27 protein-coding genes and 1 tRNA gene are annotated in these 26,112 nt (G+C 68.0%); 12 read left to right on the plus strand and 16 right to left on the minus strand.

The window, feature by feature from the left end:
• Positions 1–12: 12 nt before the first annotated feature.
• On the minus strand, positions 13–999 hold the full coding sequence (glpX, locus tag OB895_RS06145) for a class II fructose-bisphosphatase (RefSeq protein ID WP_042542044.1): 987 nt from the start codon (positions 997–999) through the stop codon (positions 13–15).
• Between the two features lie 182 nt (positions 1,000–1,181).
• Between glpX and fbaA the strand changes: the two genes are divergently transcribed.
• Positions 1,182–2,210, plus strand: a complete 1,029-nt coding sequence (gene fbaA, locus OB895_RS06150) for a class II fructose-bisphosphate aldolase (RefSeq protein WP_042542045.1) — start codon at positions 1,182–1,184, stop codon at positions 2,208–2,210.
• A 60-nt stretch (positions 2,211–2,270) separates the two neighbouring features.
• Here fbaA and OB895_RS06155 read toward each other — a convergent pair whose 3' ends face one another.
• The 3 genes from OB895_RS06155 to OB895_RS06165 form a co-directional block, all read right to left on the minus strand.
• The gene (locus OB895_RS06155; RefSeq protein ID WP_042542046.1) at positions 2,271–2,810 is read right to left on the minus strand and encodes a DUF6264 family protein; all 540 of its coding nucleotides are present in this window, start codon (positions 2,808–2,810) and stop codon (positions 2,271–2,273) included.
• Positions 2,811–3,094: 284 nt separating this feature from the next.
• Positions 3,095–3,895, minus strand: coding sequence for an IclR family transcriptional regulator (locus OB895_RS06160; protein WP_042542201.1), 801 nt, complete (start codon positions 3,893–3,895; stop codon positions 3,095–3,097).
• Entirely contained in the window at positions 3,888–4,967 is a 1,080-nt protein-coding gene (locus tag OB895_RS06165; protein ID WP_197066103.1) for a 4-hydroxy-3-methylbut-2-enyl diphosphate reductase, read from the minus strand. The genes OB895_RS06160 and OB895_RS06165 overlap by 8 nt, the downstream gene beginning before the upstream one ends.
• A 54-nt stretch (positions 4,968–5,021) precedes the next feature.
• Between OB895_RS06165 and xseA the strand changes: the two genes are divergently transcribed.
• From xseA to OB895_RS06190, 5 genes are read left to right on the plus strand one after another with little or no spacing between them, the layout of a single operon-like run.
• On the plus strand, positions 5,022–6,314 hold the full coding sequence (gene xseA / locus OB895_RS06170; RefSeq protein WP_309687036.1) for an exodeoxyribonuclease VII large subunit: 1,293 nt from the start codon (positions 5,022–5,024) through the stop codon (positions 6,312–6,314).
• A gap of 31 nt (positions 6,315–6,345) precedes the next feature.
• Positions 6,346–6,585 (plus strand): exodeoxyribonuclease VII small subunit, encoded by a 240-nt coding sequence (locus tag OB895_RS06175; RefSeq protein ID WP_042542048.1) that lies wholly within the window; start codon positions 6,346–6,348, stop codon positions 6,583–6,585.
• On the plus strand, positions 6,582–7,220 hold the full coding sequence (locus OB895_RS06180) for a DUF4245 family protein (protein WP_042542049.1): 639 nt from the start codon (positions 6,582–6,584) through the stop codon (positions 7,218–7,220). The genes OB895_RS06175 and OB895_RS06180 overlap by 4 nt, the downstream gene beginning before the upstream one ends.
• A gap of 2 nt (positions 7,221–7,222) precedes the next feature.
• Positions 7,223–7,912: a carbonic anhydrase gene (locus OB895_RS06185; protein ID WP_042542050.1), complete on the plus strand. Its 690-nt coding sequence runs from the start codon at positions 7,223–7,225 to the stop codon at positions 7,910–7,912.
• Positions 7,909–9,324 (plus strand): class II fumarate hydratase, encoded by a 1,416-nt coding sequence (locus OB895_RS06190; protein ID WP_079112504.1) that lies wholly within the window; start codon positions 7,909–7,911, stop codon positions 9,322–9,324. Before OB895_RS06185 ends, OB895_RS06190 begins: the two co-directional genes overlap by 4 nt.
• 64 nt (positions 9,325–9,388) lie before the next feature.
• Here OB895_RS06190 and OB895_RS06195 read toward each other — a convergent pair whose 3' ends face one another.
• From OB895_RS06195 to OB895_RS06210, 4 genes are all read right to left on the minus strand, one after another.
• Positions 9,389–9,595 carry a YbdD/YjiX family protein gene (locus OB895_RS06195; protein WP_042542052.1) on the minus strand — a complete coding sequence of 69 codons (207 nt, stop codon included), beginning with the start codon at positions 9,593–9,595 and terminating at the stop codon, positions 9,389–9,391.
• Positions 9,595–11,826 carry a carbon starvation CstA family protein gene (locus OB895_RS06200; RefSeq protein WP_042542053.1) on the minus strand — a complete coding sequence of 744 codons (2,232 nt, stop codon included), beginning with the start codon at positions 11,824–11,826 and terminating at the stop codon, positions 9,595–9,597. Before OB895_RS06200 ends, OB895_RS06195 begins: the two co-directional genes overlap by 1 nt.
• 142 nt (positions 11,827–11,968) lie before the next feature.
• On the minus strand, positions 11,969–13,351 hold the full coding sequence (phoH2, locus tag OB895_RS06205; protein WP_042542054.1) for an RNA 5'-3' helicase PhoH2: 1,383 nt from the start codon (positions 13,349–13,351) through the stop codon (positions 11,969–11,971).
• A gap of 204 nt (positions 13,352–13,555) precedes the next feature.
• The gene (locus OB895_RS06210) at positions 13,556–14,335 is read right to left on the minus strand and encodes an isoprenyl transferase (protein WP_042542055.1); all 780 of its coding nucleotides are present in this window, start codon (positions 14,333–14,335) and stop codon (positions 13,556–13,558) included.
• A gap of 97 nt (positions 14,336–14,432) precedes the next feature.
• Between OB895_RS06210 and trhA the strand changes: the two genes are divergently transcribed.
• On the plus strand, positions 14,433–15,164 hold the full coding sequence (gene trhA / locus OB895_RS06215; RefSeq protein ID WP_079112503.1) for a PAQR family membrane homeostasis protein TrhA: 732 nt from the start codon (positions 14,433–14,435) through the stop codon (positions 15,162–15,164).
• A 15-nt stretch (positions 15,165–15,179) separates the two neighbouring features.
• On the opposite strand, the gene OB895_RS06220 is transcribed toward trhA, so the two are convergent.
• A complete protein-coding gene (locus OB895_RS06220; RefSeq protein WP_311879477.1) occupies positions 15,180–15,464 on the minus strand; it encodes a hypothetical protein in 285 nt (94 codons plus the stop codon).
• 69 nt (positions 15,465–15,533) lie between these two features.
• Between OB895_RS06220 and OB895_RS06225 the strand changes: the two genes are divergently transcribed.
• Complete coding sequence (locus OB895_RS06225) at positions 15,534–15,920, plus strand: DUF4307 domain-containing protein (RefSeq protein ID WP_042542058.1); 387 nt, start codon at positions 15,534–15,536, stop codon at positions 15,918–15,920.
• Between the two features lie 95 nt (positions 15,921–16,015).
• Positions 16,016–16,504, plus strand: coding sequence for a transcription elongation factor GreA (gene greA / locus OB895_RS06230; protein ID WP_042542059.1), 489 nt, complete (start codon positions 16,016–16,018; stop codon positions 16,502–16,504).
• 91 nt (positions 16,505–16,595) lie between these two features.
• On the opposite strand, the gene ilvA is transcribed toward greA, so the two are convergent.
• Both ilvA and OB895_RS06240 read right to left on the minus strand, forming a co-directional pair.
• Entirely contained in the window at positions 16,596–17,825 is a 1,230-nt protein-coding gene (ilvA, locus tag OB895_RS06235) for a threonine ammonia-lyase (protein ID WP_311879479.1), read from the minus strand.
• Complete coding sequence (locus OB895_RS06240; protein WP_079112501.1) at positions 17,822–19,018, minus strand: AI-2E family transporter; 1,197 nt, start codon at positions 19,016–19,018, stop codon at positions 17,822–17,824. Before OB895_RS06240 ends, ilvA begins: the two co-directional genes overlap by 4 nt.
• A 79-nt stretch (positions 19,019–19,097) precedes the next feature.
• On the opposite strand from OB895_RS06240, the gene OB895_RS06245 reads away from it, so the two are divergent.
• Both OB895_RS06245 and OB895_RS06250 read left to right on the plus strand, forming a co-directional pair.
• Positions 19,098–20,360 (plus strand): winged helix-turn-helix domain-containing protein, encoded by a 1,263-nt coding sequence (locus OB895_RS06245; RefSeq protein WP_311879482.1) that lies wholly within the window; start codon positions 19,098–19,100, stop codon positions 20,358–20,360.
• The gene (locus OB895_RS06250; protein WP_311879483.1) at positions 20,357–20,842 is read left to right on the plus strand and encodes a hypothetical protein; all 486 of its coding nucleotides are present in this window, start codon (positions 20,357–20,359) and stop codon (positions 20,840–20,842) included. Before OB895_RS06245 ends, OB895_RS06250 begins: the two co-directional genes overlap by 4 nt.
• A gap of 72 nt (positions 20,843–20,914) precedes the next feature.
• Here the strand turns inward: OB895_RS06250 and OB895_RS06255 are convergent, their stop codons facing one another.
• The 3 genes from OB895_RS06255 to OB895_RS06265 all read right to left on the minus strand — a co-directional run bounded on the left by OB895_RS06255 (position 20,915) and on the right by OB895_RS06265 (position 24,127).
• Positions 20,915–21,481, minus strand: a complete 567-nt coding sequence (locus tag OB895_RS06255; protein ID WP_042542063.1) for a LemA family protein — start codon at positions 21,479–21,481, stop codon at positions 20,915–20,917.
• A gap of 88 nt (positions 21,482–21,569) precedes the next feature.
• The gene (locus tag OB895_RS06260) at positions 21,570–22,883 is read right to left on the minus strand and encodes a D-arabinono-1,4-lactone oxidase (protein ID WP_311879484.1); all 1,314 of its coding nucleotides are present in this window, start codon (positions 22,881–22,883) and stop codon (positions 21,570–21,572) included.
• Entirely contained in the window at positions 22,880–24,127 is a 1,248-nt protein-coding gene (locus tag OB895_RS06265; RefSeq protein ID WP_311879486.1) for a type III PLP-dependent enzyme domain-containing protein, read from the minus strand. Before OB895_RS06265 ends, OB895_RS06260 begins: the two co-directional genes overlap by 4 nt.
• A gap of 349 nt (positions 24,128–24,476) precedes the next feature.
• On the opposite strand from OB895_RS06265, the gene OB895_RS06270 reads away from it, so the two are divergent.
• Positions 24,477–24,549, plus strand: a tRNA-Leu gene (locus OB895_RS06270).
• A gap of 13 nt (positions 24,550–24,562) precedes the next feature.
• On the opposite strand, the gene OB895_RS06275 is transcribed toward OB895_RS06270, so the two are convergent.
• Together OB895_RS06275 and OB895_RS06280 are read right to left on the minus strand one after the other, a co-directional pair.
• On the minus strand, positions 24,563–25,270 hold the full coding sequence (locus OB895_RS06275; RefSeq protein ID WP_311879488.1) for a DedA family protein: 708 nt from the start codon (positions 25,268–25,270) through the stop codon (positions 24,563–24,565).
• A gap of 11 nt (positions 25,271–25,281) precedes the next feature.
• A complete protein-coding gene (locus OB895_RS06280; RefSeq protein WP_311879490.1) occupies positions 25,282–26,106 on the minus strand; it encodes a cation-transporting ATPase in 825 nt (274 codons plus the stop codon).
• Positions 26,107–26,112: the final 6 nt, after the last annotated feature.

Consider the following 26,112-nt stretch of genomic DNA (forward strand, 5'->3'; position numbering starts at 1 on the left):
AGATATCAGAGATCAGAGCCACTTCGAGACGAGGTGCTCCGAGGCGATCCTCCGAAGGGTTCCCGACGCGCCGCGCAGCACGACGCTCTCGGTGTAGATGTACCCGTGCTCACGGCGGACGCCGGCCACCAGCTGCCCATCCGTGACACCCGTGGCAACGAAGATCGTGTTGTCTCCGCGCACCAGGTCGTTGGCTTCATAGACCTTGTCCATGTCGAGTCCGGCATCGATGCCGCGCTGGCGCTCGTCGTCGTCGCGAGGCCAGAGTCTCCCCTGGATGTGCCCGCCGAGCGCCTTGATGGCACACGCCGTCACGATTCCCTCAGGGCTGCCTCCGACGCCCACGCACATGTCGGTGCGCGCGGCGTGCCTGGCCGCGTTGATGCCACCGGCGACGTCACCGTCGCTCATCAGTCGCGTACCGGCCCCGGCATCCCGGATCTCCTGAATCAGCTGCTCATGACGCGGGCGGTTCAGCACCGATACGACGATCTCGTCCACCGGCTTTCCGAGGGCCCCCGCGAGCTTGCGGATGTTCTCACCGATCGGAAGACGGATGTCGACCACTCCGACGCCGGCGGGTCCCGTGACGAGCTTGTCCATGTAGAACACGGACGACGCGTCGAGCATCGAGCCCCGGTCGGAGACGGCGATGACGGAGAGCGCGTTCTGGCGCCCCGCGGCTGTCAGCGACGTGCCATCGATCGGGTCGACCGCGATGTCGCACTCGGGGCCAGTGCCTGTGCCGACCTCCTCGCCGTTGAAGAGCATCGGCGCGTTGTCCTTCTCACCCTCGCCGATCACGACACGACCCTGGAAGGCCACGGTTCCGAGGAACGCACGCATGGCATCGACGGCTGCGCCGTCGGCCGCTTCCTTCGCGCCACGACCGATGAAGGGGACGGCACGGATGGCGGCTGCCTCAGTGGCCCGCACCAGCTCCATCGCGAGATTTCGATCGGGACGAAGGGGGCTCAGATCCGCTGTAAGACTAACCATGCGGTCAGCCTAACCATCGGGCGGGCGCGAGACGCCTGTTTTCGGTCAGGCGGCGACGAAGGAAGTGCGATTCTTAACGTGGGCGCAGGAGGAGGAGGTCGGCCGGTCCGCTCCGACAGCATCCGACAGTCAGCCCCGATAGAGTGACTGCTGTCCCGGCTTCCCAAATCGCAGGAGTTCTCATGCCCGTCGCCACCCCGGATCAGTACGCCGAAATGCTCGACCGCGCGAAGGCCGGCGGCTTCGCGTACCCGGCTTTCAACGTCTCCAGCTCGCAGACGATCAACTCGGTCCTCCAGGGCCTGACCGAGGCAGGTTCCGACGGAATCATCCAGGTCACCACCGGTGGAGCGGACTACTTCGCCGGCCACACGGTCAAGGCACGCGCGACCGGCGCACTCGCCTTCGCCCGCTTCGCGACCGAGGTCGCGAAGAACTACCCGATCACCGTCGCGCTCCACACGGACCACTGCCCGAAGGATGCCCTCGCCGGCTTCGTCGAGCCGCTGATCTCCGCCTCTGAAGAAGAGGTCAAGGCCGGACGCAACCCGATCTTCCAGTCGCACATGTGGGACGGCTCGGCTGTCCCCCTGGCGGAGAACATCGAGATCGCCAAGGATCTCCTCCCCCGCATGAAGAACATCAACGCGATCCTCGAGGTCGAGATCGGCGTCGTCGGCGGCGAGGAAGACGGTGTCGCGCACGAGGGCTCCAACGACGCGCTCTACACGACCTTCGCGGACGTCGACCAGGCCGTGCAGGCTCTCGGCCTCGGCGAGCAGGGTCGCTACATCGCCGCTCTCACCTTCGGCAACGTCCACGGCGTGTACAAGCCCGGCGGAGTGAAGCTGCGCCCCGAGCTCCTCGGCGAGATCCAGCAGCAGGTCGCCGCGAAGTACAACACCGGCCCGAAGCCGCTCGACCTCGTCTTCCACGGCGGCTCGGGCTCGACCGACGACGAGATCGCCCTCGCGGTGGCCAACGGCGTCATCAAGATGAACATCGACACCGACACGCAGTACGCGTACACCCGTGCGATCGCGGACTACATGTTCAAGAACTACGACGGCGTCCTGAAGGTCGACGGCGAGGTCGGCAACAAGAAGCAGTACGACCCGCGCGCCTGGGGCAAGATCGCCGAGACGGCCATGGCCGCTCGCGTGGTCGAGTCCACGCGCCAGCTCGGCTCGTACGGACAGTCGAAGAGCTGATCCGTCCCGAATGACAGATGCCCCCGGCCGATCGGCCGGGGGCATCTGTCGTTCAGACGGTCACTGACCGGCTGTCTTGGCGACGAAGTCGATGAAGGCGGGATCGTTCATCAGCGGGATCGAGGCGCAGACGGACGCCACGAGCAGAGTGATCGCCGCGCCGGCGAGCGGCACCCACCACGAGCGCTTGCCGGTGCGAAGGCGACGGATGGAGAAGAACGCGGTCAGCGACCAGCCGACCGCCAGGACGATCGCCGCGATCGTGCCCCAGGTTCTCCCCTGCGCGAAGTTCGTGAACTCTCCGCCCACACCGAGCACGCTCATCATCTGATTCATCGCCGTGGAGAAGTCGAGGTACGACAGGCCCGTCATGACGACGTTCACCAGACCGTAGGCGAGCAGGGCGATCGTGACGAATCGGTCGACCGGACGCGGACGCGCGGGGGCCGAACCGGTCGGAGCGCTGCCAGTCTGAGCGGGCCGGCTCGAGGGTGCACCGACCTCGGCGGTCGGAACCTCGCCCAGCGGAGGCAGCCCGGCTGCCCTGCGCTGCTCGTCGAGGGTCGCGATTTCGCCGTATTGGGGCCGCTGGTCCGTCATCCCAGCATGCTAGTCCGATCGACTAGGAGATGTTCCCAGGGAGCGTCTGAACCGCCCGCACATGATGGCGGCCCCGGAGGAGTGGGGACTCCTCGGGGCCGCGGACTCGGAACGCTGGGGACGTTCGTCATCCAAGTGGATCGAGGAACGCTGGGGACGTTCCACCACCAGTAGCGCCGATTGCACAGACGACTACTTCTCACATGTTATGGAAAGCGTGTGCCCGAGCACCAGTGGCACTTCTTCAGATAGTGAAGAGACGCAGGCGCTGTAAGCGGCGAGCGTCAGAACGACGTCGCGAGACGGGAGGCACTGCCGCCCAGCGCTTCTGCACCCAGCTGGAGCGACAACCGCCGTGCCACCAGTCGGAGCTTCTCGACGAGGCCGCGATCGAGCCGCGGATGGCCTATCGGAAGCGAGACGGCGAGCGACGCTCTGATGTTCGGAGCGGTCACCGGAACGGCGACACAGGCATTTCCGATCGCGTACTCCTCACAGTCCACGGCGAATCCGCGGGAACGCTCGAGCGCCGTCAGCAGAGCCTGTGGGTCCCGTATCGTGCGGGGCGTGAGCTGCTCCAGCGGGTGGCGCGAGAGATAGTCCATCCGCTCATCGCGACTCAGGTCCGCGAGGATCTGCTTGCCGAGCGCTGTCGCGTGCGCGCTCGAGTCGAGACTGACCGACAGGTCGATCCGCGGGCTGCGAGCAGCATCCACGATGTCGACGAGGTGCAGCTCGCCATTCTCGTAGCGGGAGAGGTAGGCGGTGGCGCCCACCTCTTCGGTGGCGCGGCGCAGGGCCGCGCGGACATGGGCGAAGAACACGCCGCCCGCATCGGACCGCGAACGGAATGCGGGAAAGTTCTCGCCGAGGACCAGACCGTCGGGCTCGCTCACGAGATACCCCTCATGCACCAGCGTCCGCACGAGGTTGTACGTCGTCCCGGGGGTGAGACCCGTTCGCGCCGCGAGACTCTTGACCGGCACGGGTCGTGGCGAGTTCGCCACGATGTCGACCAGCCGGAGCGCACGCTGAACCGAGCCGATCAGCGTCGGTGCCGCCTCAGTGGCGCCACTGTCACGCATTCCCACCGGAGGAACGACCTCCCAGCGCACGCGCATCGCGCTGGCCCGCGGCATCCTGCCGCAGTTCCTTCGGCAGCGAGAACATCAGGTCCTCTTCCGCCGTCTTGACCTCTTCGACGTCGCGGTAACCGGCTCCTTCGAGCGCCTCGAGCACCTCGTGCACGAGAACCTCCGGAACGGAGGCACCGCTGGTGACGCCCACCGTGGCGACGCCGTCGAGCCACTCCTGCTTGACCTCTTCGGCGTAGTCCACGCGATAGGCGGCCTTCGCGCCGTACTCGAGTGCGACCTCGACCAGGCGCACCGAGTTCGACGAGTTCGACGAACCGACGACGATCACGAGGTCGGCGTTCGCCGCGACCTTCTTGATGGCGACCTGACGGTTCTGCGTCGCGTAGCAGATGTCATCGGACGGCGGATTGTGCATCTCGGGGAACCGCGCACGCAGGCGATTCACCGTCTCCATGGTCTCGTCGACCGAGAGCGTGGTCTGCGAGAGCCAGACGACCTTCGAGGGATCCTTCACCTGCACGGTGTCGGCTTCGGCCGGCGAGTTCACGATGGTCACGTGCTCGGGGGCTTCACCCGCAGTGCCTTCGACCTCTTCGTGGCCCTCGTGGCCGATGAGTAGGATCTCGAAGTCGTCGCGGGCGAAGCGGACGGCCTCGCGGTGCACCTTCGTGACCAGAGGGCAGGTCGCGTCGATCGCATGGAGTCCGCGGTCGGATGCCGCCTCGACGACGGCAGGTGAGACGCCGTGCGCGCTGAAGACGACGTGCGCACCCTCGGGAACCTCGTCGACCTCCTCGACGAAGATCGCACCCTTGTCCTCGAGCTCGGTCACCACGTGGATGTTGTGCACGATCTGCTTGCGCACGTAGACAGGGGCGCCATAGCGCTCGAGCGCCTTCTCGACGGCGACCACGGCGCGGTCGACCCCGGCGCAGTATCCGCGCGGAGCGGCGAGCAGAACGCGCTTGTTCCCGACGACCGGGTTATCCTGAAGCCGCCCGGCCGCCCCACGTACTCGTGGAACGCGCGGAAGGGGCAGATGAACGGCAGTCGAGGTCACTCTTGAATTCTACCGTCGACAACCTGAGCAGGAGCGGGAAGGTGCACTGAGCGGATGACGGTCTTCGAAGCCTCGACGGGATCCGGCGAGACTCCCCCGGCGGATGCGGTCGCTCCGCGCGACTCATCGGCCGATGCTCCGACATCGGTCGCACGTCTCAACGCCACGATCCGCGACTTCGTGGCCCGGTGGAACACCGTGTGGGTGGAGGGCGAGATCACGTCCTGGAACGTCCGCGGCGGCAACATCTTCGCCCGTCTCAAGGACACCCGCTCCGACGCGCAGATCTCGATCCGGATCTGGTCGAGTGTGCGCCCGCGGATCCCCGGCGACCTGGCAGTGGGTGATCATGTCGTGGCCGCGGTCAAGGCCGACTACTTCGTGAAGGCCGGCGACTTCAGCTTCGCCGTCTCCGCGATGAAGCACGTCGGTCTCGGCGACCAGCTCGAGAAGCTCGAGAAGCTCCGTCTGCAGCTGCGCCAGGAGGGACTGTTCGATCCGGCACGCAAGAAGCGCCTGCCCTTCCTCCCGCACGTGATCGGTCTGATCACCGGCGAGAAGTCCGATGCCGAGAAGGACGTGCACCGCAATGCGGAGCTCCGCTGGCCGCAGGTGCGGTTCCGCACCGAGTACGCCGCCGTGCAGGGCGACCGATGCGTGCCGGAGACGCTCGCGGCGCTGGCGCGTCTCGACGCCGACCCCGATGTCGACGTCATCGTCATCGCCCGGGGCGGTGGCGACCCGCAGACGCTTCTCGGATTCAGCGACGAGCGTCTCGTGAGGGCCGTGGCGGCAGCATCCACGCCGATCGTCAGCGCGATCGGCCATGAGAACGATCACCCGCTGCTCGACGACGTCGCCGATCTGCGCGCCTCGACTCCCACGGATGCCGCGAAGCGCGTCGTCCCCGACGTGAGCGAGCAGCGCGCGTTGATCGCGCAACTGCGCTCGAGAGCGACGACGAGGCTCACGCAGCGGCTCTCGCACGACATCGCGCAGCTGGAGCAGTTGCGCTCGCGCCCCTCTCTCCGCTCTCCCGACCCGATCATCGAGTCGCGTTCCCAAGACGTGTGGCTGCTGCTCTCGCGCGGCCGCGACACGATCAGGCGCCAACACGATGCGGCCGGTCGCGCGACCAGCGAACTTCGGGCCTCGCTGAGGGCGCTCTCTCCTGCAGCCACGCTGTCGCGCGGCTACGCGATCGCCCACCTCGACGGCGGAGTGATCCTCCGAGACGCCGCGGACGCACCGGCAGGCAGCGGCCTGACGATCACGGTCGACCGGGGCTCGATCGCGGCGCGCTCCGAAGGCGAGATCGAGGAAGCACCGGTGCCTCGTTCCGGCTGAGGGTGTCGTGCGCACCGCGTAGGATGGAGGCGTGAGTGCGCTGAATGACACCCCCGTGGACACCCTGTCATTCGAGGCCGCTCGCGATGAGCTCGTGAAGGTCGTCTCCGAACTCGAACAGGGCGCTCCGACGCTCGAACAGTCGCTCGCACTCTGGGAGCGCGGCGAGGCGCTCGCTGCTCGCTGCGAAGAATGGCTGCTCGGAGCGAAGCGCCGCCTCGAGGCCGCGCGCGCCACGTCGACCGGCACCGCCGAGGGAGACGAATCGTGAACAAGCCGGCTCCCATCGTCGCCGAGCTCGGGCGTCCGGAGACTCCCGAGGAGACCGCCGCACGCAAGGCCGCCTCGAGCAAGGCCTACCGCTCGAGTCAGACCGTGCGCAGTCTGGTCGCCGCGCTGATCGTCACCCTCGCCATCGTCGCGGTGATCGTGCTGGCCGTTCCGCGCGGAGAGCCTGCGACCACGCAGAAGATCGACGTGGTCGGCATCGCCGGCGACGTGGAATCCACCATGGATCGCCCGGTGATCGTGCCCGATCTGGCGGACTTCTGGCGGGTCAACACCGCCGAGCTCACGAGCGCCGCCACCGTGGTCTGGGACGTCACCCTGGCGCCGTCCGCCGAGGACGAGCGCGGATTCATCAAGCTCGCGCAGGCCTTCGACGCCGACTCCTCATGGGCGCCTCAGCGTCTCAACGGCACCGCGCCCACCGACACGACGTCGATCGGCGGCCTGGAATGGGATGTCTACGACCTCGGTGATGCCGGGGCGAAGCAGAACATCACCTACGCCATCGGCACCCAGGCGGGTGACGACTACCTGTTGCTCTACGGCTCGCGTTCCGCCGATTCCACCGCGGAACTCGCCGAGTCTCTCGTCCCCCAGATCCGCGACCTCTCGGAGTGACCATGACCCACGCGCTCACGCCCGCTGCTGCCTGGAAGCAGATGCAGGACGGCAATCGGCGATTCGTCGCCGACGCACCTCAGCACCCGAACCAGGACGTGGCTCGACGCAAGCACCTCGCTGAGGCACAGCATCCGGTCGCGACGCTGTTCGGCTGCTCGGACTCGCGCCTCGCCGCGGAGATCATCTTCGACCTCGGACTCGGCGACCTGTTCGTCGTGCGCAACGCCGGCCAGGTGATCGGCGAGTCCATAGTCGCGAGCCTCGAGTATGCGGTCGCCGTGCTGAACGTGCCTCTGATCGTCGTCCTCGCGCATGACTCGTGCGGTGCCGTCCGCGCTGCCATCGACGGAACGGCCATCGACGCCGCGCCCCTGCCGCCGCACATCTGGAAGCTCATCGCCCCGATCGTCCCGGCGGCGCGCAAGGTGCTGGCCGAGAGCGGCGGCACCACCGTCGCCGAGATCGACGCGGAGCTCGTGGGCGAAGAGCACCTGCGCAACACGGTCCGGGACCTGCTGCAGTCGTCCGAGGTGATCTCGCAGGCTGTCTCCGACGGCCGTCTGGGCATCGTGGGCGCCAACTACCGTCTGGCCGAGGGCACTGCGGTGCCCGTCATCACGGTCGGAATCGACACAGACGGAAACGACACCGAGGGGCACGGCCCCGCAACCAAGGAGGGTTCGGAATGACCGACCAGCACAGTGGCGCAGACGCGCAGGGGTACCGCATCGAGCACGACACCATGGGCGAGGTGCGGGTTCCCGTGAACGCGCTCTATGGCGCACAGACGCAGCGCGCCGTCGAGAACTTCCCGATCTCGGGCAAGGGCCTGGAGTCCACGCAGATCGCCGCGCTCGCGCGCATCAAGAAGGCCGCTGCACTCGCGAACAAGGAGCTGGGAACCCTCGACGGGGCCATCGCCGACGCGATCGCCCAGGCCGCCGACCAGGTGGCCGCCGGTGCCCACGACGGTGAGTTCCCGGTCGACACCTACCAGACGGGCTCCGGCACGTCGTCGAACATGAACATGAACGAGGTGCTCGCCACTCTCGCCACCCGCATCCTCGGTGCGAACGTGCACCCGAACGACCACGTGAACGCCTCGCAGTCGTCGAACGACGTGTTCCCGACCTCCGTGCACATCGCCGTCACGCAGGCGCTCATCGACACGCTCATCCCCGCGCTCGACCACCTCGCCGTCGCCTTCGAGGCGAAGGCCGAGCTGTGGAAGGACGCGGTGAAGTCCGGCCGCACGCACCTCATGGACGCCACCCCGGTCACGCTCGGCCAGGAGTTCGGCGGCTACGCCCGTCAGATGCGCCTCGGCATCGAGCGCGTGCAGTCTGCACTCCCCCGCGTCGCCGAGGTTCCGCTGGGCGGCACCGCCACCGGCACCGGCATCAACACGCCGCTCGGATTCCCGCAGAAGGTCATCGAGCTGCTCGCCGCCGAGACCGAGCTGCCGATCACCGAGGCGAAGGACCACTTCGAGGCGCAGGCCAACCGCGACGGACTCGTCGAGGCCTCGGGCGCGCTGCGCACGATCGCGGTCTCGCTGACCAAGATCAACAACGACCTGCGCTGGATGGGCTCGGGCCCCAACACGGGTCTCGGAGAGCTGCACATCCCCGACCTTCAGCCCGGCTCGTCGATCATGCCCGGCAAGGTCAACCCGGTCGTCCCCGAGGCTGTGCTGATGGTCTGCGCGCGAGTGATCGGCAACGACGCGACCGTCGCCTGGGCCGGCGCGTCCGGGTCCTTCGAGCTGAACGTCGCCATCCCGGTCATGGGCACGGCGGTGCTCGAGTCGATCCGTCTGCTCGCGAACGCCTCGCGTGTGCTCGCCGACAAGACCGTCGACGGACTGCAGGCGAACCTCGACCGCGCGGCGGCATTCGCCGGCATGAGCCCGTCGATCGTCACCCCGCTCAACAAGCTCATCGGCTACGAGGCAGCGGCGAAGATCGCCAAGCACTCGGTCGCGAAGGGCATCACGGTGCGCGACGCCGTGATCGACCTCGGATACGTCGAACGCGGCGACCTGACGCTCGAGCAGCTCGACGAGAAGCTCGACCTGCTCTCGATGACCCACCCCGGTTGATCGTCAGGCTCTGAACACGGATGCCGCAGGGACTCGGTCCCTGCGGCATCCGTCGTCTACGGCGTCAGCAGCAGCGGGCACCCGGGTCGGCATCCTGCTGCGCGTAGTGCGCCCTCCAGAACTCCCGCTCACTGAGCGGCTCTCTCTCGGGATGCCGCTCCCGCTCGTGCGCGACGTAGGACGCGTACCGCGACTGCCCGGTCACGCCGTTCACGTACCAGGCGACCGCGTGCCAGGCCCGCCGAACATGGTCGGATACCACGGCGGCCATCAGTGCCCCCTCGTGGGCTGAGCGGACGAAGGGAGGGCGTTCCACTGCTTCTCGACGGCGCGTTCCTCCGACGAGGCGATGAGACCGGCCGGTGCGAAGCGGTGCGACGGCACCTCCGGGTCCTCCTGGTCGATGACGGGCCCGGGGCGCACGGCCTGGATGACCTTGATGATCGAGATGGTGATCACGATCACCGACAGCACGAGGAACGTCACCGACAGGATGCCCTGGATCATGGTGTTGCGGACGACCGCTTCCATCGCGGCGACGCTGGTCGCCGTGCCGAAGGAGGTCTCCCCCGCCGCGAGAGCGTCGCGGAAGGCGACATGGTTCGCGAAGTAGCCGACCTGCGGCACGGTCGAGAAGATCTTCTGCAGCGAGGCCGTCACCGTCACGACCGTGACGAATGCCAGCGGCAGCGCCACCACCCAGAGAACCCTGAAGGTGCGTCTGCGCGCCACGATCGTGAGCACCACGGAGAGGGCGATCGCCGCCAGCAGCTGATTGGCGATGCCGAACAGCGGGAACAGGGTGTTGATGCCGCCGAGAGGATCCGTGACCCCCATGATCAGCACCGCGCCCCACCCCGCGACCATGACGGCCGTGCAGATCCACGCGCCCACCCGCCACGAGGTGTCCTTGAAGCGAGGGAAGACGTTGCCGACCGAGTCCTGCAGCATGAAGCGCGCGACGCGGGTGCCGGCGTCCACCGCAGTCAGGATGAACAGCGCCTCGAACATGATCGCGAAGTGATACCAGAACGCCATCATCCCGGTGCCGCCGATCCACTGCTGCATGATGTGTGCGAGGCCGAGAGCCAGCGTCGGCGCGCCGCCCGTGCGGGAGACGATCGATTCCTCCCCCACCGCCTCGGCCGTGCTCGTGAGCATCTCGGGTGTCAGGTTCACCCCGGTCAGGCCGAGACCGTTGACGAACGCGACCGCGCCCTCGACCGTGCCGAGCGTCGCCGCCGGCGAGGAGTTCATGGCGAAGTACAGCCCGCGGTCGATGGAGATCGCGGCGACGAGCGCCATGATCGCGACGAACGACTCCATGAGCATCCCGCCGTAGCCGATGAAGCGCGTCTGCTTCTCCTTCTCGATCATCTTCGGCGTCGTGCCCGACGCGATGAGCGCATGGAATCCGCTCAGCGCCCCGCAGGCGATCGTCACGAAGAGGAACGGGAAGAGCGCCCCTGCCCAGACCGGCCCCGTCTCGCCCGCGGCGAACTCGCTGAAGGCCGGGACGGTGATCTCGGGCCGCACGAACAGGATCGCGACGGCGAGCGCCACGATCACGCCGATCTTCATGAACGTCGAGAGGTAGTCACGCGGAGCCAGCAGCATCCACACGGGCAGCACCGCCGCGATGAAGCCGTAGACGATGATGCCCCACGCGATGGTCGTCCGGTCGAGCGTGAAGATCGCCTGACCCCAGTCGGTCTCGGCGACCATGCCGCCGCCGATGATCGCGGCCATCAGCAGCACGAAGCCGATGATCGACACCTCGGTGATCTTGCCGGGGCGGATCCATCGGAGGTACGCCCCCATGAACAGGGCGATCGGGATCGTCATCGCCACGGAGAACACGCCCCACGGGCTCTCCCCGAGGGCGTTCACGACCACGAGGGCGAGGATCGCCGTGATGATGATCATGATGAGCAGCGTCGCGATGATCGCCGCCGTTCCACCGAATCGGCCGAGCTCGTCGCGGGCCATCTGACCGAGAGAGCGTCCGCCTCGCCGCATCGAGAAGAACATCACGAGGTAGTCCTGCACCGCACCCGCGAGCACGACTCCGACGATGATCCAGATCGTGCCGGGAAGGTAGCCCATCTGGGCGGCCAGCACCGGACCTACGAGTGGACCGGCGCCCGCGATGGCGGCGAAGTGGTGGCCGAACAGCACCCGACGATCCGTCGCGACGTAGTCCTTGCCGTCCGCCTTGTACTCGGCGGGGGTCGCTCGCCGGTCGTTCGGCTTGACCAGGTTCCGCTCGATGAACTTCGAGTAGAAGCGGTAGAACACGAGGTAGGTGCAGACCGCCGCGAACACGAACCAGATCGCGTTCACCGTCTCTCCCCTGACGATCGCGAGCATCGTCCAGGCGATGCCGCCCAGCAGCGCGATCGCCACCCAGAGCACGATCTTCAGCGGAGTCCACCGCGGCTTCTCGTCCACCGCCACGGGCGGCAGCTGGTCGTCTTCCACGGTCTTCGTCGCATCACTCATCGCGCATCACTCCATCGTCTGCGTTCGGTGCCACGAGCGTATGCCGACGTCAGCGCGGAGGGAAGCGAATCGCCGACGCGTCCTCCGGAATACACGACAGCGGATGCCGTGAGACCACGGCATCCGCTGTCGAAGAGTCAGCTCAGCTGAGCTCGCCTCCCTCCAGAAGCTCAGTCACGAGGGCGGCGATCGCGGAGCGCTCCGAGCGCATCAGGGTCACGTGGGCGAAGAGGTCGTGTCCCTTGAGCGTCTCGATGACGCTGGCGATGCCGTCGTGACGTCCGACGCGGAGGTTGTCGCGCTGACCGACGTCGTGGGTCAGGATCACTCGGGAGTTCTGCCCCATGCGGCTGAGCACCGTCAGCAGCACGTTGCGCTCGAGCGACTGCGCCTCGTCGACGATCACGAACGCGTCGTGCAACGACCGACCGCGGATGTGCGTGAGCGGAAGCACCTCGAGGATGCCCCGTTCGACGATCTCCTCCATGACGTTGCCCGAGACCACCGAGCCGAGCGTGTCGAAGACCGCCTGCCCCCACGGGCCCATCTTCTCGCCCTGGTCGCCGGGCAGGTAGCCGAGCTCCTGGCCCCCGACGGCGAACAGCGGTCGGAACACGATGATCTTCTTCTGCTGCTGCCGCTCGAGCACCGCCTCGAGACCCGCGCAGAGCGCCAGTGCCGACTTTCCGGTGCCCGCACGCCCGCCGAGCGAGACGATGCCGATGTCGGGGTCGGTGAGCAGGTCGATCGCGATCCGCTGTTCGGCGGATCGCCCGTGCATCCCGAAGATGTCGCGATCGCCGCGCACGAGCTTGTACTCGCCGTCGCCGGTCACCCTGCCGAGGGCGGATCCGCGCTCGGAGTGGATGATGAGCCCGGTGTTGACCGCCAGGCCTCTGGCGTCTTCACTGATGCCCACCTCGCTCTCGTACAGGTCGCTGATCTCATCGCCCGACAGGTCGAGCGTGGTGATGCCGGTCCAGCCCGAGTCGACGGCCTGCTCGGCGAGGTACTCCTCGGCGCGAAGTCCGAGGGACGCCGCCTTGACCCGCATCGGAAGGTCTTTCGAGACGATCGTGACGTCCTGCCCGTCCTGTGCGAGGTTCATGGCGACGGAGAGGATGCGGGTGTCGTTGTCGCTCAGCCGGATCCCGGCGGGGAGCACCGACGAGTCGGTGTTGGCCAGCTCGACGCGGAGCGTGCCGCCCTCGCCCACCTCGACCGGGAAGTCCAGACGACCGTGCTCGATGCGCAGGTCGTCGAGGTGACGCAGCGCCTGACGGGCGAAGTAGCCGATCTCGGGGTCGTGGCGCTTGCCCTCGAGCTCGGTGATGACCACGACCGGGACGACCACCGAATGCTCGGCGAACCGGAAGAAGGCCTGAGGATCACTCAGCAGGACGGACGTGTCGAGCACATACGTCCGGAGATCCTGATCAGGATCAGCGGACGCTGCTCGCGTCGTCGTCTTACGGGTGGACTGCTGCGCTGTGCCTGTGGACTGCTGCGCTGTACGTGAGGTCACGACCCACTCCCGACCCGGGGAATCCCGGTTTGTTCGAACGAGTCGACCAGGGGGTCACGAGTCGTCAACCTGAGGCCGACCCGACGGGCGCCTTGCCCGATGCCTAGAAGCTACGACCAGGTGCCGACATTCGCCTGGCTCGACACGCCACCAGTTCGTTACGTGTTGATTAACGGGACGTGACCGACCCCCTGATGCACCGTCTCAGCGGCCGAAGCGCCGATCGCGGTCGGCGAAGTCGCGAATCGCTCGCAGGAAGTCGACCTGGCGCAGATCCGGCCCGAGCGCCTCGACGAAGTAGAACTCGCTGTGCGCGCTCTGCCACAGCAGGAAATCGCTCAGTCGCTGCTCGCCGCTCGTGCGGATGACGAGATCGGGATCCGGCTGGCCGCCGGTGTAGAGATGTTCGCCGATCATCTCGGGTGTGAGATGCGCGGCGAGGTCCTCGATCGTCCCTCCGGACGCCTGATGCGCGGTGACGATGCTGCGCACGGCGTCGACGATCTCGTTGCGGCCGCCGTAGCCGACCGCGAGGTTGACGTGCAGCCCCGTGTGGTCGCGCGTGCGCTCCTGTGCGTCGTCGAGCACTCTCGCGAGCTCCGCGGGGAGGATGTCCGAGCGGCCGACGTGCTTCACTCGCCAGTTGCCCTCGCGCGACAGAGCCTCGGCGAGCTCCGCGATGATCTCGATCAGGTCGGCCAGCTCTGCCGAGTCGCGCTTGAGCAGGTTGTCACTCGACAGAAGATAGAGCGACACGACGCGGATGCCGAGCTCGTCGCACCATCCGAGGAACTCCCGCATCTTGGCGGCACCGGCCCTATGACCCTCAGCCGGAGTGTCATAGCCCAGCTGACGCGCCCAACGCCGATTGCCGTCGATCATCATGGCGACGTGGTGCGGAACCGACTCGGGGTCGAGGTGTCGGCGAAGCCTGCTGGTATAGAGCCGGTACAGCGGCCCCCGCCCCTGAACATCGCGTGACATCACCTCCCTACGCTATCGTGTCGGCGGTCTCGGGACCGAGGATCGATCCTCAGGATATGTACGCTCGGCTGCATGATCGCCCGCATAGAGTGAGGGCGTGAGCACACCCGACTCCTCGGTACCCGACGTCCCCCAGCTGCCTCTCTTGGAGGACGCCGCGCACGACGTCGCCGCGGCCGAGATCAAACCCACCTGGCGAGGCTGGCTGCATGCGGCCACCTTCCCGATCGCCATCGTCGCCGGTGTGGTGCTGATCGTCGTCGCCCAGGGTGGCGCCGCGAAGTGGGCTGCGGCGGTGTTCATGGCGTCATCGCTGCTGCTGTTCGGCAACTCGGCGCTGTACCACCGGATCGACTGGAGTCCGAAGGTCAAGATGATCCTCAAGCGGATCGACCACGCGAACATCCTGCTCCTGATCGCCGGGACGTACACCCCGCTCGCCGTGCTGGCGCTCCCCCCGGGCAAGGGCGCGCTGCTCCTCGTCTTCGTCTGGTCGGGTGCGCTGATCGGCATCCTGTTCCGCGTTTTCTGGATCAATGCCCCTCGGTGGCTGTATGTCGCGCTCTACCTGCTGCTCGGATGGGCGGCGGTGATGTACCTCGCCGACCTGTTCGTCGCGAACGCGACCATGATGGCGCTCGTCATCGTCGGCGGCCTGCTCTACACGGGCGGCGCGATCGTCTACGCGCTCAAGAAGCCCAACCCGTGGCCTGGCCATTTCGGCTTCCACGAGATCTTCCACCTGTGCACGGTGCTCGCGTTCCTGTGCCACTGGGTCGCGTGCCTGCTCATCGCGCTGGCGCCGCTGTCCCCGTCGCTCGGGGCCTGAACCGCTCCGGTCCGGTCAGCGCTTCTGGGGGTCGTCGTCGCCCTCGCGGACGATCGGCAGATCGGCATCCGTCTCGGTCGCCTCGTCGGCCGCGAGCGCGGCCTCTTCGGCATCGAGCTCGTCCCTGACCTCTTCGCGGTAGCGCACCCGACGGATCCGACGGTTCATGTCGAGGATCAGCAGGATCACCGCGACGAGGATGATCACCACGGCGGCGAAGCCGACGAATCCGGGCGTGACCAACTCCGGTGCCACGGTCATCGTGGGCGTCGGCATCGGGGTCTCGGTCAGAGCAAGCATGGAGTCTGCCTTTCATGCGCAGGTCGCATAACCTGGAGTTACCAGCCTAACGACCGGAAGACCCACCCCGTGACGACCGCACAACAGCTCGACGACCGCTATGGCCGCACCCGCACCCGACGGGGTCCGTGGATCATCGTCATCGCCATCGCCGCGCTTCTCGTCGGCGCGTTCGGCTGGATGATCGTCACGTCGCAGATGAACGCCGTCGACTCCGACGACCTCGGCTTCGACCTGGTCGACGAGCACAGCGTCACCGTGCGCTTCCAGATCACCGGCGTGCAGGGCAAGGACGTGGCCTGCGTCGTCGAGGCGCTCGACGAGGAGTTCGGCGTGGTCGGCTGGAAGGTCGTCGAGATCCCTGCGGGAGACACGCATTCGCAGGCGCTCTCGGCCACGGTTCCCACCGTCTCAGCCGCGACGACAGGTTTGGTGAACAGCTGCTGGGTCGCCTAGACTCGTGCCAGACAGATGACGCCCTGGCACGTGCCGGGGCGTCTTGGCATATCCCCCGCGGAACGTCGCCGGGTACCTACCGAAGGAGCTTCGTCATGTCTACTGACGCTCAGGTTCCCTTCCTCACGCAGGAAGCGTATGACCGGCTCGTCGCCGAGCTCGAGCACCTCTCCACCACCGGTCGCGAAGAGATCGCCAAGCGCATCGAAGCGGCCCGCGAAGAGGGCGACCTCAAGGAGAACGGCGGCTACCACGCCGCCAAGGACGAGCAGGGCAAGCAGGAGGCGCGGATCCGCACCCTCGAGAACCTCCTCAAGACGGCCAAGGTCGGTGAGGCGCCCGCGAGCCGCGGCATCGTCGAGCCCGGCACCGTCGTCACCGCGATCGTCGCCGGCGGCGAAGAGGTCTTCCTGCTCGGCAGCCGCGAGATCGCCGTGGGCAGCGACCTCGACGTCTACAGCGAGGCCAGCCCGCTCGGACAGGCGATCCTCGGACTCAAGGTCGGCGAGAAGTCGTCCTACGAGGCTCCGAACGGCCGCGCGATCTCGGTCGAGATCGTGAACGTCGACACCTACACGGGCTGACACCGGTCAGCATCGGGCTCGTGCCCTGACATGCAGGTGCCCCGTCCGACTGGACGGGGCATCTGCATGTCAGGGCTGAGTGCGCGTCGCGTCAGTCCGGCACGACGATCGGCTGGAAGCCGGCGCGACGGAGCGTGTCCAGGGTGTGCTCGGAGTGCTCGGCACCGCGCGTCTCGACGCTGAGCTCGAGGAACACCTCGCTGATCTGCAGGCCGTGCCCGTGCCGGGTGTGCATGGCCTCGATGACGTTGGCTCCCGCCTGGGCGATGAGCTCCGAGACTCGCGCGAGCTGACCGGGGCGATCGGGCAGCGGGATGCGGATCGTGAGATAACGGCCCGAGGCCGCGAGGCCGTGGGAGACGACACGTTGCAGCAGCAGCGGGTCGATGTTGCCTCCGGAGACGACGGCCATGGTCGTGCCGCTCGCCTTCACCTTGCCGGCGAGGATCGCGGCGACACCCACCGCTCCGGCGGGCTCCGCGATCACCTTGGACTGCTCGAGAAGAACCAGAATGGCGCGCGCCAGGTCGTCGTCGGTCACGGTGACGACCTCGTCGACGAGGTCCTTGATGATCTCGAACGGTATGGCCCCCGGTCGCGCGACCAGGATTCCGTCGGCGATCGTCGGCTTCGTCTCGATGTCGACGGGGTACCCGGCCTCCAGCGAAGGGATCATCGCCGCGGCGTTCTCGGCCTGTACGCCGATGATGCGCACCGAGCGCCCGAGTTCGGCAGCCTTGGCCTTCACCGCGGCCGCGACGCCGGCGATGAGGCCCCCGCCGCCGATTCCCAGCACGATCGTGTCGACATCGGGAGCGTCCTCGAGCAGCTCGAGTCCGAGTGTGCCCTGCCCGATGACGACGTCGCGGTGGTCGAACGGATGGATGATCACTGCCCCCGTGCGCTCGGCGAACTCAGCGGCGAGTCGCAGCGAGGTCGCCACGGTCTCTCCCTCGAGCACGACCTCGGCACCGTAGCTCCTCGTCGCCAGCAGCTTGGGCACGGGAATGCCCAGGGGCACGAAGATGGTCGCCTGGATTCCGAGCGTCTGGGCCGCGAGGGCGACGCCCTGTGCATGGTTTCCGGCGGACGCTGCGACCACGCCGCGCGAACGCTCCTCGGCGCTCAGCTGCGAGAGGCGGTATGCCGAACCACGGATCTTGAAGGATCCCGTTCGCTGCAGGTTCTCCATCTTGAGCACCACCGGTGCGCCGAGCACGTCCGACAGGGCGCGCGAGGGCAGGGTCGGCGTTCGCGTGATCACCTCAGCCAGACTCTGAGCGGCGTTCTCGAACTCGGTCAGGCTGGGGACTGCGCTCATCGATTCCTCCGTGTGCGCTCGCGCGGCACTGTGCTCCAGATAAGGTCTGCGTTCGGTTTATCGCCGGTGCGCCAGGCGCCGGTGCTGACTGTCACCGCGGCGACATTGACGAAGGCCGCGAGAGGCACCGCGAACAGCGCGCCGGGGATGCCGCCGACCATCGAGCCCCCGGCGACCACCAGGACGACGGCGAGCGGATGCACCTTCACTGCCGAGCCCATGAGGATCGGCTGCAGGATGTGACCCTCGAGCTGCTGCACGCCGAGCACGACGGCCAGCATCGCGAGCGCGATCCAGGGGCCGTTGTAGACCAGCGCGAGCAGTACGGCGATCGCGCCGGTCACGACGGCACCGACGATCGGCACGAACGAACCGAGGAAGACGAGCACGGCGACGGGGATCGCCAGCGGCACGCCGAGCAGAGCGGCGCCGACGCCGATGCCGACCGCATCGATCGCGGCGACGAGCAACTGGGTTCGGGCGTAGTTGACGATCGTCGCGAAGCCGTTGCTCGCGGCGGCGTCGGCGGCGGGGCGCGCAGCGCGCGGGAAGAGGCGCAGCGTCCACTCCCAGATGCCCCGGCCGTCGGCGAGCAGGCAGATCAGGATGAAGAGCGAGAGGACCGCACCGGTCACGACGTGCGCCGCGGTCGTGCCGACTGCCAGCGCACCGTTCAAGAGCGTCTGAGTCTGCTCGTTGACGACCTGGAGGGCCTGGTCGATGTATCCCTGGATCTGCGAGTCGCTGAGGTGCAGCGGTCCGGTGAGCAGGAACTGACGGAACTCGTCGACCGCCTGCGCACTGCGCTCCTGCACGTCGGGCAGCTGCGCACGGACCTGCCAGATCACGAGCCACATGAGCAGGGACACGATCGCGAGCGTGCCGATGATCGAGAGGGCGACGGCCAGCCACCGCGGGAAGCGGTGGCGCAGCATCCACTGGAATCCCGGCCACAGCAGGGCCGTGATCAGGATGCCGACCATGAGCGGGATCACCAGGAGCTTCAGCTCGATGACGAGCCAGATGAATCCGGCGACCACCGCGGCGATCAGCAGAATCCGCCACGAGTATGCCGCCGTGACGCGCAGCCCTCGGGGGACCGCCTCGTCGGCCTCGGTGGTCACCGTGCGATCAAGGGAGACGGGGCGCGGACGGAAGAGGTCTCTCAGCCGCGGACGCTGCTCTTCGCTCATCGCCCAAGTCTACGGCGCAGCCGCCGACCGTCGTGACGGGCCGGGCGCGGATGTCGGCGCTCGGCGCTACCCTGACGAGGTGACCGACACCCTCAGCGCCGCCCAGGCCCGTCGCATCGCGCTCGCCGCGCAGGGCTTCTCTCGTGCACGCCCGGCTTCGGTGTCGGCCCGGCACATCCACCACGTCATGGATCGTCTCGGCGTGCTGCAGATCGACTCGGTCAACGTGTTCGCACGGTCGCACTACATGCCGCTGTTCTCGCGCCTGGGTGCCTACGAACCGGCGCTCTTCGATCGCGTCTTCCATTCGCGCACGACCCATTACGTCGAGTACATGGCTCACGAGGCGACGTTCATCCCCATCGAGGACTGGCCTCTGTGGCGATTCCGCATGGATCACTTCCGCGCCAGATGGGCGGCGCCCGACTCCTGGATGAGCACCAACACGCGCACTCTCCGCTGGGTGCAGGACGAGCTCCGAGCCAGGGGGCCGCTGCGACCGGCCGACCTCCGCGACGACGCTCCTCGCGAGCGTGGCACATGGTGGGATTGGGATGACGTGAAGCTCGCCCTCGAGCACCTGTGGCGCACCGGCGACGTGGCGATCAGCGGTCGAAAGGGCTTCGAGCGCACGTACGCGCTCGCCGAGCAGGTGATCCCCGACGCCATCCTGTCGCAGCACGTGCCCCGGGAGGACGCGATCCGCGAGCTCACCCGGCGCGCGGCACGATCGTCGGGGGTCGCGACCCAGTCGGACCTCGCGGACTACCACCGCATCCGCGACCGAGCGGCGGTGTCGCAGTCGATCGCGGATCTGGTCGACTCAGGCGAGATCCTCGCGGTCTCCGTGCGCGGCTGGGACCGCGGCGGTCGTCCGCTGCCCAGCTGGAGGCACCGCGACGCCGTGCTGCCGCGCAGGATCGACGCCGCCGCGCTCCTGACACCTTTCGATCCCGTGGTCTGGTTCCGTGACAGGGCTCTGCGCGCCTTCGAGCTCGATTACCGGATCGAGATCTACGTTCCTGCCGAGAAGCGGCGATACGGGTACTACTCGCTGCCCGTGCTCGTCGGCGACCGCATCGTGGCGCGTGTCGATCTCAAGGCCGACCGCGCGACGTCGACGCTCCAGGTGCAATCGGCCTGGTGGGAGCCTCAGGGCCAGCCGGGCGCGGATGCCGAGAAGATCGCCGCTGAGCTCGCCCTTGCGGCGGCATGGCAGGGGCTGGCGCACGTCTCCGTCTCGCGCTGGGGCACCGCGTCCGAGGCTCTGCATGCGGCGCTGTCCGGTCGCGCAGACGCATCCGTGCGTCGCCATGTGCACGCCAGAGAGGCATCCGAGTGAATCGCCGCCTCTCGTGGACGATCGGGGGCGGTGTCGCCGCGCTCCTGGTCGCGGGGGCAGCCGTGTGGCTCTGGCAGGCGTCGAGCGACATCCCCTCGGCACGGGCCACGCCGACCGCGACGAGCTCGCCGACACCCGATGCCGATCCGCGGGCTCTGGCGCAGCGGGCGCTCGACGATCACCTCGAGGACTGCACCTCTGCCGAGCTCACCGACGGCCTCATCCCGGAGGGGTGCGGGATCAGGATCCCGTGGGGCACCGAGTTCGCCGCGGTCGACGACGTCCGCTTCCGTGTCGAGCGGATGCCGGTGCTCGAGCTGACAGATGACGGATTCATCGCCGAAGGCGGCATCCTCGTCGCGACCGTGTCGGGCACCGGGCAAGACGGCAGTCCGCGAACCGAGACCTATCGCACGGAGTCGTGGACGCTCCGCGGTGACGTGAGCGTCGAGGATGGGGACGTCGATCTCGACGTGTGGTGAGCAGCGCTCCGGGTCAGCGCCCGAATACGCAGAAGGCCCGATGCGACGATGCGCATCGGGCCTTCCCGCAGGTCAGAACTGCACGCGCGGCGGCTCGGAGATCGCGCCGCTGTCGGCGACCTCGAAGAACTCGCGCTCGGTGAATCCGAGCCCCTTCGCGAAGAGGTTGTTCGGGAAGACCTTGATCTTCGTGTTCAGCTCGCGGACGCCGCCGTTGTAGAAGCGGCGCGCGGCCTGGATCTTGTCTTCGGTGTCGACGAGGGCCTGCTGCACCTGCAGGAAGTTCTGGCTCGCCTGCAGCTGCGGATAGGCCTCCGCGACCGCGAAGAGGCTGCGAAGCGCCTGCTGGAGGTGCCCCTCTGCGATTCCCGCCTCACCCGGGCTGCCGGCCGAGAGCGTCTCCGCTCGCGCACGAGTGACGTTCTCGAAGACCGCCTTCTCATGCGAGGCGTAACCCTTGACCGTCTCGATGAGGTTGGGTATCAGATCTGCCCTGCGCTTCAGTTGGACCGTGATGCCACTCCACGCCTCGTCGACGCGGACGTTCAGCTGCACCAGCGAGTTGTAGGTCGCCCAGAGGTAGATTCCGATGAGCAGAATCACACCGACGACGATCAGTACCGGCACGAGCCATTCCATCAGAGGCCCACCCTTCCTCGTGTTTGTCTCATCCTATCGGCGGAGCCTGCGCGTCGACTGGGTGCGGCGGTCAGGCGCAGAACCCGGATCATGCGCCGAGAACCCGATCGAGGTACCGATTGGTGAACCGACGCTCGGGGTCGAGCCGGTCGCGCAGCGCGGTGAAATCGCCGAAACGGGGATAGCGCTCCTGCAGCTGCTCGGCTGTCTGCGTGTGCAGTTTGCCCCAGTGCGGGCGCCCGCCGTGCTCGAGCATGATCTGCTCCACGGCCTCGAAGTAGGCGGACGGGTCGGCGCGCCAGTAGCGGTGGACCGCGATGTATCCGCTCGCCCTGCCGTATGCCGTCGACAGCCACCTGTCGTCCTCCGCCGCGAAGCGCACCTCGATCGGGAACTCGATGCGCCACCCGCGTCGCTCGATGAGGTCGCGGACCGCGCGGAACGCCGGCACCACGTTCTCGGCGGGCACCGCATATTCCATCTCACGGAACCTGACAGTACGGCTCTGGGTCAGGACTCGATGCGAGAGCTCTGTGTACCGCCGGTCGCCCGTGAGCTTCACCGCAAGCCTGTTGAAGGGCGGGGTGATGGCCGGCATCGCCTGTCCCGTCGCGCACACCGCTCGGTACACGCCGTTCGAGAGCACCGTCTCGTCGATCCAGCGCCCCAGGACGGGAAGCGGCTGCCGCCTCGTCGACTCCGGCACCCTCGTCTGTCTCTTGGTCAGGGCGATGTCGGTGTGCGGAAACCAGTAGAACTCGAAGTGGTCCGATGCCTCGACCCTGTCGTGCAGGGCCTCGAGAACGTCGTCGAGCGGTTCCGGCTCATCGATCGCCTCCATGAGGAAGATCGGCACGCACTGCAGCGTCACCTCGACCAGGATGCCGAGCGCGCCCAGACCCAGCGCGATAGCGGGGAGCAGGTCTGCGTTCTGTCCCTCGTCCACCCGGAGGAACTCCCCTGCGGCGGTCACCAGCGTCGCGCCGACGACCTGCGTCGCAAGGCCGCCGAAGCCGGCGCCGGTACCGTGCGTCCCCGTCGAGATCGCACCCGAGATGGATTGCCGGTCGATGTCGCCGAGGTTCTCCATCGCGAGGCCGAACGGTGCGAGGAGCGACGGGATGCGGTGCAGTCGTGTGCCCGCGAGCAGCGTCGCTCGTCCGGTGGCCGCGTCCGCCGACACCAGGCCCTGCATGTCGTCGAGCTCCAGGAGCACGCCGGGAGCGACGGCGATGCCCGTGAAGCTGTGTCCCGCGCCGACCGCCTTCACCGTGAGCCCCTGCGCGACCGCGGCGCGGACCGCGCGCTGCACGCCTTCAGGGGTTCGCGGGCGCTCTACGCGCAGCGGTGTGACCTGCGCAGACCTCGCCCAGTTCTGCCAGCTGCCCCCGATCCGGGTCACAGGAACGCCTTCCCCTCGCCGCGATACGTCGGAAGCTCGTCGACGATCTCATCGCCCGAGACGAGCTGGTAGCTGTCGATGCGCTCGGCAGGCTCGCCGCTCTTCGCGTGGCGGAACCAGACACGGTCGCCCACTCCGAGCCGCTCGGCCTCGCGGCCCTGCAGCGGTGTCTGAACCTCGCCCGCGGCCTCGCGGGACAGCGTGCGCAGCCCCTGCGGCCAGACAGGCAGCGGTTGCCGCGACGCGACAGCGGGACCGGAAGCGATCCATCCGCCGCCGAGCACGGTTGCGATGTCGGCCGCGGGGCGCCGCACCACGTCGAACGCGAAGGCGGACGCCGGTGCGGGGCGGAATGATCGATAGCCGTCGAAGAGATGCCCGCCGAGCAGTCCGCTGCCCGCGCTCGCCTCGGTCAGCGACTCGTCGCTGCCGGTGAACTCGAGCGAACCGGTTCCGCCGCCGTTGAGGAATTCGAGCGATGCGACCTCTGACAAGGCGCCGACGATCGCGGCTCGACGCTCACGCAGCTCGGATCGGGAACGCGCCTGCATGAGACGGATTACCGGCGCATCCGCTCCGGCGTTGTCTCCCTGGCCCGCGATCTGAGCCTCGTACATCTGAAGTCCGACGAGCCGGAACCCGGGGCGGCGCACGATCTTGCGTGCGAAGGCGGCGACCTCGCCCGCGGTGAACAGAGCAGACCGTCGCACCCCGATGTGGCCGAGCGCGACGGATCGCAGTGATGCGTCGGCGTCGACCGCGACCCGGATGTCCGGGCGGCTGCCTGCGGGCGCGACGCTGTCGATGATGTCGAGGTGCGACGGATCGTCGACCATCAACGTGATCCGTTGCGCCGCCTCCTCGGATTCGAAGAGCTGTGCGAGTCCCGCGCGGTCGACCGTCGGATAGCCGACGACGATGTCATCGTGCGTCTCGGCGAGCCACAGAGCCTCGGCCAGCGTGAAGGCGAGGATTCCTCTGAACCCGGGCAGCTGCAGCACGGCGTCGAGCACCGAGCGCACCCGCACGGACTTCGACGCGACGCGGATCGGCAGTCCGCCCGCGCGAACCAGCAGATCCAGGGCGTTGTAGCGCAGAGCTTCTCGATCGATCACCGCCACGGGAGCCGGCAGATGGCCGGTCGCCGCAGACAGGCGCGGCCAGTATCGTGACGGGTCGCGCCACTCGGGGGAAACGGCGTTTCGTTCCTGATCGGGGCTCAGATCGGCGGTGAGGTCGAGCACTCCCCCACCCTATGGGGTGGGCGGACTCGGATTCAGTCTTTCTGAGATCGAGTTGCATTGCCTCTCGCGACCCGTATCTGGAAATCCCGATACATCAGCGGCGATCGTCGTAATGAACAGCACGGATCGCCGTCTTGATCTCTGAGGCCGCCATTCACGGCGGTCTCACCGGCCATGCCCGGCCGGTCGCCGGGGGGCGGCGATGCTGTCTGATCAGCATCACGGGGAGGCGGGCGCGGGGGGCGCCCGCCTCCCCTCGCGCGGCTCGGGCAGCACGGCGAGCGTGGCACCGCGTCTGTCGTGCACCCAGATGCGACCCCCGTGTACTCTGAGCCAGTCACGGCATGGAGCCCCCGTAGCCCAATGGCAGAGGCAGGCGACTTAAAATCGCTTCAGTCTGGGTTCGAGTCCCAGCGGGGGCACGTCGTGCTCTGCTCAGTCCTCCACGAGCCGGTCCGCGAGATCGGGTGGACGCGTGCTCCGCGCCTTCGACCCACGTGCCTCACGGACGCGTCGGACGATGAGCACGGCGAGCGCGATGGCGAGCGCGGAGTACACGGCGTAGTCGAGGTAGCCGAGCAGGTGCTCCAGCTGTTCGTGCTGAGTGCCGAGCAGCGCACCGACCCCGATGAGCAGCGTGTTCCACAGGCCGCTGCCCACGATCGTGTACACGCTGAAGCGGGTCAGGTTCATGCGAGTCGCGCCCGCGGGAATCGAGATGAGGCTGCGCACGCCGGGAACCATCCGGCCGACGAGCACCGTCCACCCGCCGCTTCGCCGGAACCAGTGCACTCCGCGATCCAGGTCCGCACGGCTGACCAGCTTGGTGGCGGAGAGGAGCCGTACCGCCCGATCGATGCCGATCGCCGCACCGAGCCAATAGAGCAGGAGTGCGCCGATCCACGACGCCAGAGTGCTCCAGACGATCAGCCATCCGAGGGTGAGCTCGCCGCTCTGGCTCAGATACCCCGCGAAGGGCAGGATCACCTCGCTGGGAATGGGCGGGACGAGCACCTCGAAGAACACCAGCACACCCACCCCGATGTCGCCGAGCTGGGTGAGAACGTCAGCGGCGAATCCGGTGAGGCCGGAGAACCCGTGATCCGACGCCGACGGGGCGGCGGTCATGCTGGCGGTGCTCATGCCGGCGGTGCTCATCGACCGAACAGATCGCCGATGCCCGGAATGCCGAGATCACCGAGCCGCTGTCCCCATTCGCTCGCCGTGTCGCCGAGGCCCGAGACGGTCTCGCCCGCCGACCCGAGAACCCCTTCCGCCGCTCCCGCAAGCTCCTCGCCGCCGAGGCCGCTCGCGATCGCCTCGACGTCGACGCCCTGAGCGAGGGCGTCGAAGTCGACTCCGAGACCGGCAGCCTGCTCGAGGAGAGGAGCGGCGACGGCACTGCCGACCGCGCCCACCGCGACGACCCCCAGCGCGCCCACCGCGGCTCCGCCGACCGCACCGGCAGCACCGAACCCGCGCACGCGCGAGAGGATGCCGCGCATGCGCCCCGGACGGGCCGCCTCGGACCGACCGGCGGCGCGGGCGAGATCATCGGCCGATGCCGATGCCGGGCGCTCGCCCGGAGCGAGTTCTGCGTTCATGCGCTCCTGCACCTGCGCCCGCTGCGCGGGAGTCAGGCGCGCGAAGGCCTCGCGATGGATCTGCTCCACGCGGTGCGGATCGGCAGTCTCGAGCAGGTAGTCGTACCGCGCGATGGCTGCCCGGTCGGCATCCGACACCGCACCGGCCGCACCGCGCGCACCGGCTGCACCGCGCGCGCCGGCCGCAGGCGGCGAGTAGGGATCCCGGCCCGACGGACGCGCGGGCGGGGGCGAGTAGCGATCGGTTCCGGCCTGACGCCCGACCGGTGAAGACGGCGTCGCTGCCTGCGAACCGGTGCGATCCGTGCGGGATCCGTTCTCGTCGAGATCGAGGGCGCGAGCGGCCATCCCGAGCAGTCGGTTGAGTTTTCCCATGGTGAC

Source organism: Microbacterium forte (genome assembly GCF_031885415.1).
GTDB lineage: Bacteria > Actinomycetota > Actinomycetes > Actinomycetales > Microbacteriaceae > Microbacterium > Microbacterium forte.

Coding starts and splice junctions, on each gene's coding strand:
- OB895_RS06210 (WP_042542055.1), bottom strand. CDS start 14,335: ATGTCACGCGATGTTCAGGGGCGGGGGCCGCTGTACCGGCTCTATACC.
- OB895_RS06280 (WP_311879490.1), bottom strand. CDS start 26,106: ATGGGAAAACTCAACCGACTGCTCGGGATGGCCGCTCGCGCCCTCGAT.
- ilvA (WP_311879479.1), bottom strand. CDS start 17,825: ATGAGCGCAGTCCCCAGCCTGACCGAGTTCGAGAACGCCGCTCAGAGT.
- OB895_RS06190 (WP_079112504.1), top strand. CDS start 7,909: ATGACCGACCAGCACAGTGGCGCAGACGCGCAGGGGTACCGCATCGAG.
- glpX (WP_042542044.1), bottom strand. CDS start 999: ATGGTTAGTCTTACAGCGGATCTGAGCCCCCTTCGTCCCGATCGAAAT.
- OB895_RS06200 (WP_042542053.1), bottom strand. CDS start 11,826: ATGAGTGATGCGACGAAGACCGTGGAAGACGACCAGCTGCCGCCCGTG.
- OB895_RS06240 (WP_079112501.1), bottom strand. CDS start 19,018: ATGAGCGAAGAGCAGCGTCCGCGGCTGAGAGACCTCTTCCGTCCGCGC.
- OB895_RS06255 (WP_042542063.1), bottom strand. CDS start 21,481: ATGGAATGGCTCGTGCCGGTACTGATCGTCGTCGGTGTGATTCTGCTC.
- greA (WP_042542059.1), top strand. CDS start 16,016: ATGTCTACTGACGCTCAGGTTCCCTTCCTCACGCAGGAAGCGTATGAC.
- OB895_RS06275 (WP_311879488.1), bottom strand. CDS start 25,270: ATGAGCACCGCCAGCATGACCGCCGCCCCGTCGGCGTCGGATCACGGG.
- OB895_RS06220 (WP_311879477.1), bottom strand. CDS start 15,464: ATGCTTGCTCTGACCGAGACCCCGATGCCGACGCCCACGATGACCGTG.
- OB895_RS06195 (WP_042542052.1), bottom strand. CDS start 9,595: ATGGCCGCCGTGGTATCCGACCATGTTCGGCGGGCCTGGCACGCGGTC.
- OB895_RS06185 (WP_042542050.1), top strand. CDS start 7,223: ATGACCCACGCGCTCACGCCCGCTGCTGCCTGGAAGCAGATGCAGGAC.
- OB895_RS06155 (WP_042542046.1), bottom strand. CDS start 2,810: ATGACGGACCAGCGGCCCCAATACGGCGAAATCGCGACCCTCGACGAG.
- OB895_RS06160 (WP_042542201.1), bottom strand. CDS start 3,895: ATGCGTGACAGTGGCGCCACTGAGGCGGCACCGACGCTGATCGGCTCG.
- xseA (WP_309687036.1), top strand. CDS start 5,022: ATGACGGTCTTCGAAGCCTCGACGGGATCCGGCGAGACTCCCCCGGCG.
- fbaA (WP_042542045.1), top strand. CDS start 1,182: ATGCCCGTCGCCACCCCGGATCAGTACGCCGAAATGCTCGACCGCGCG.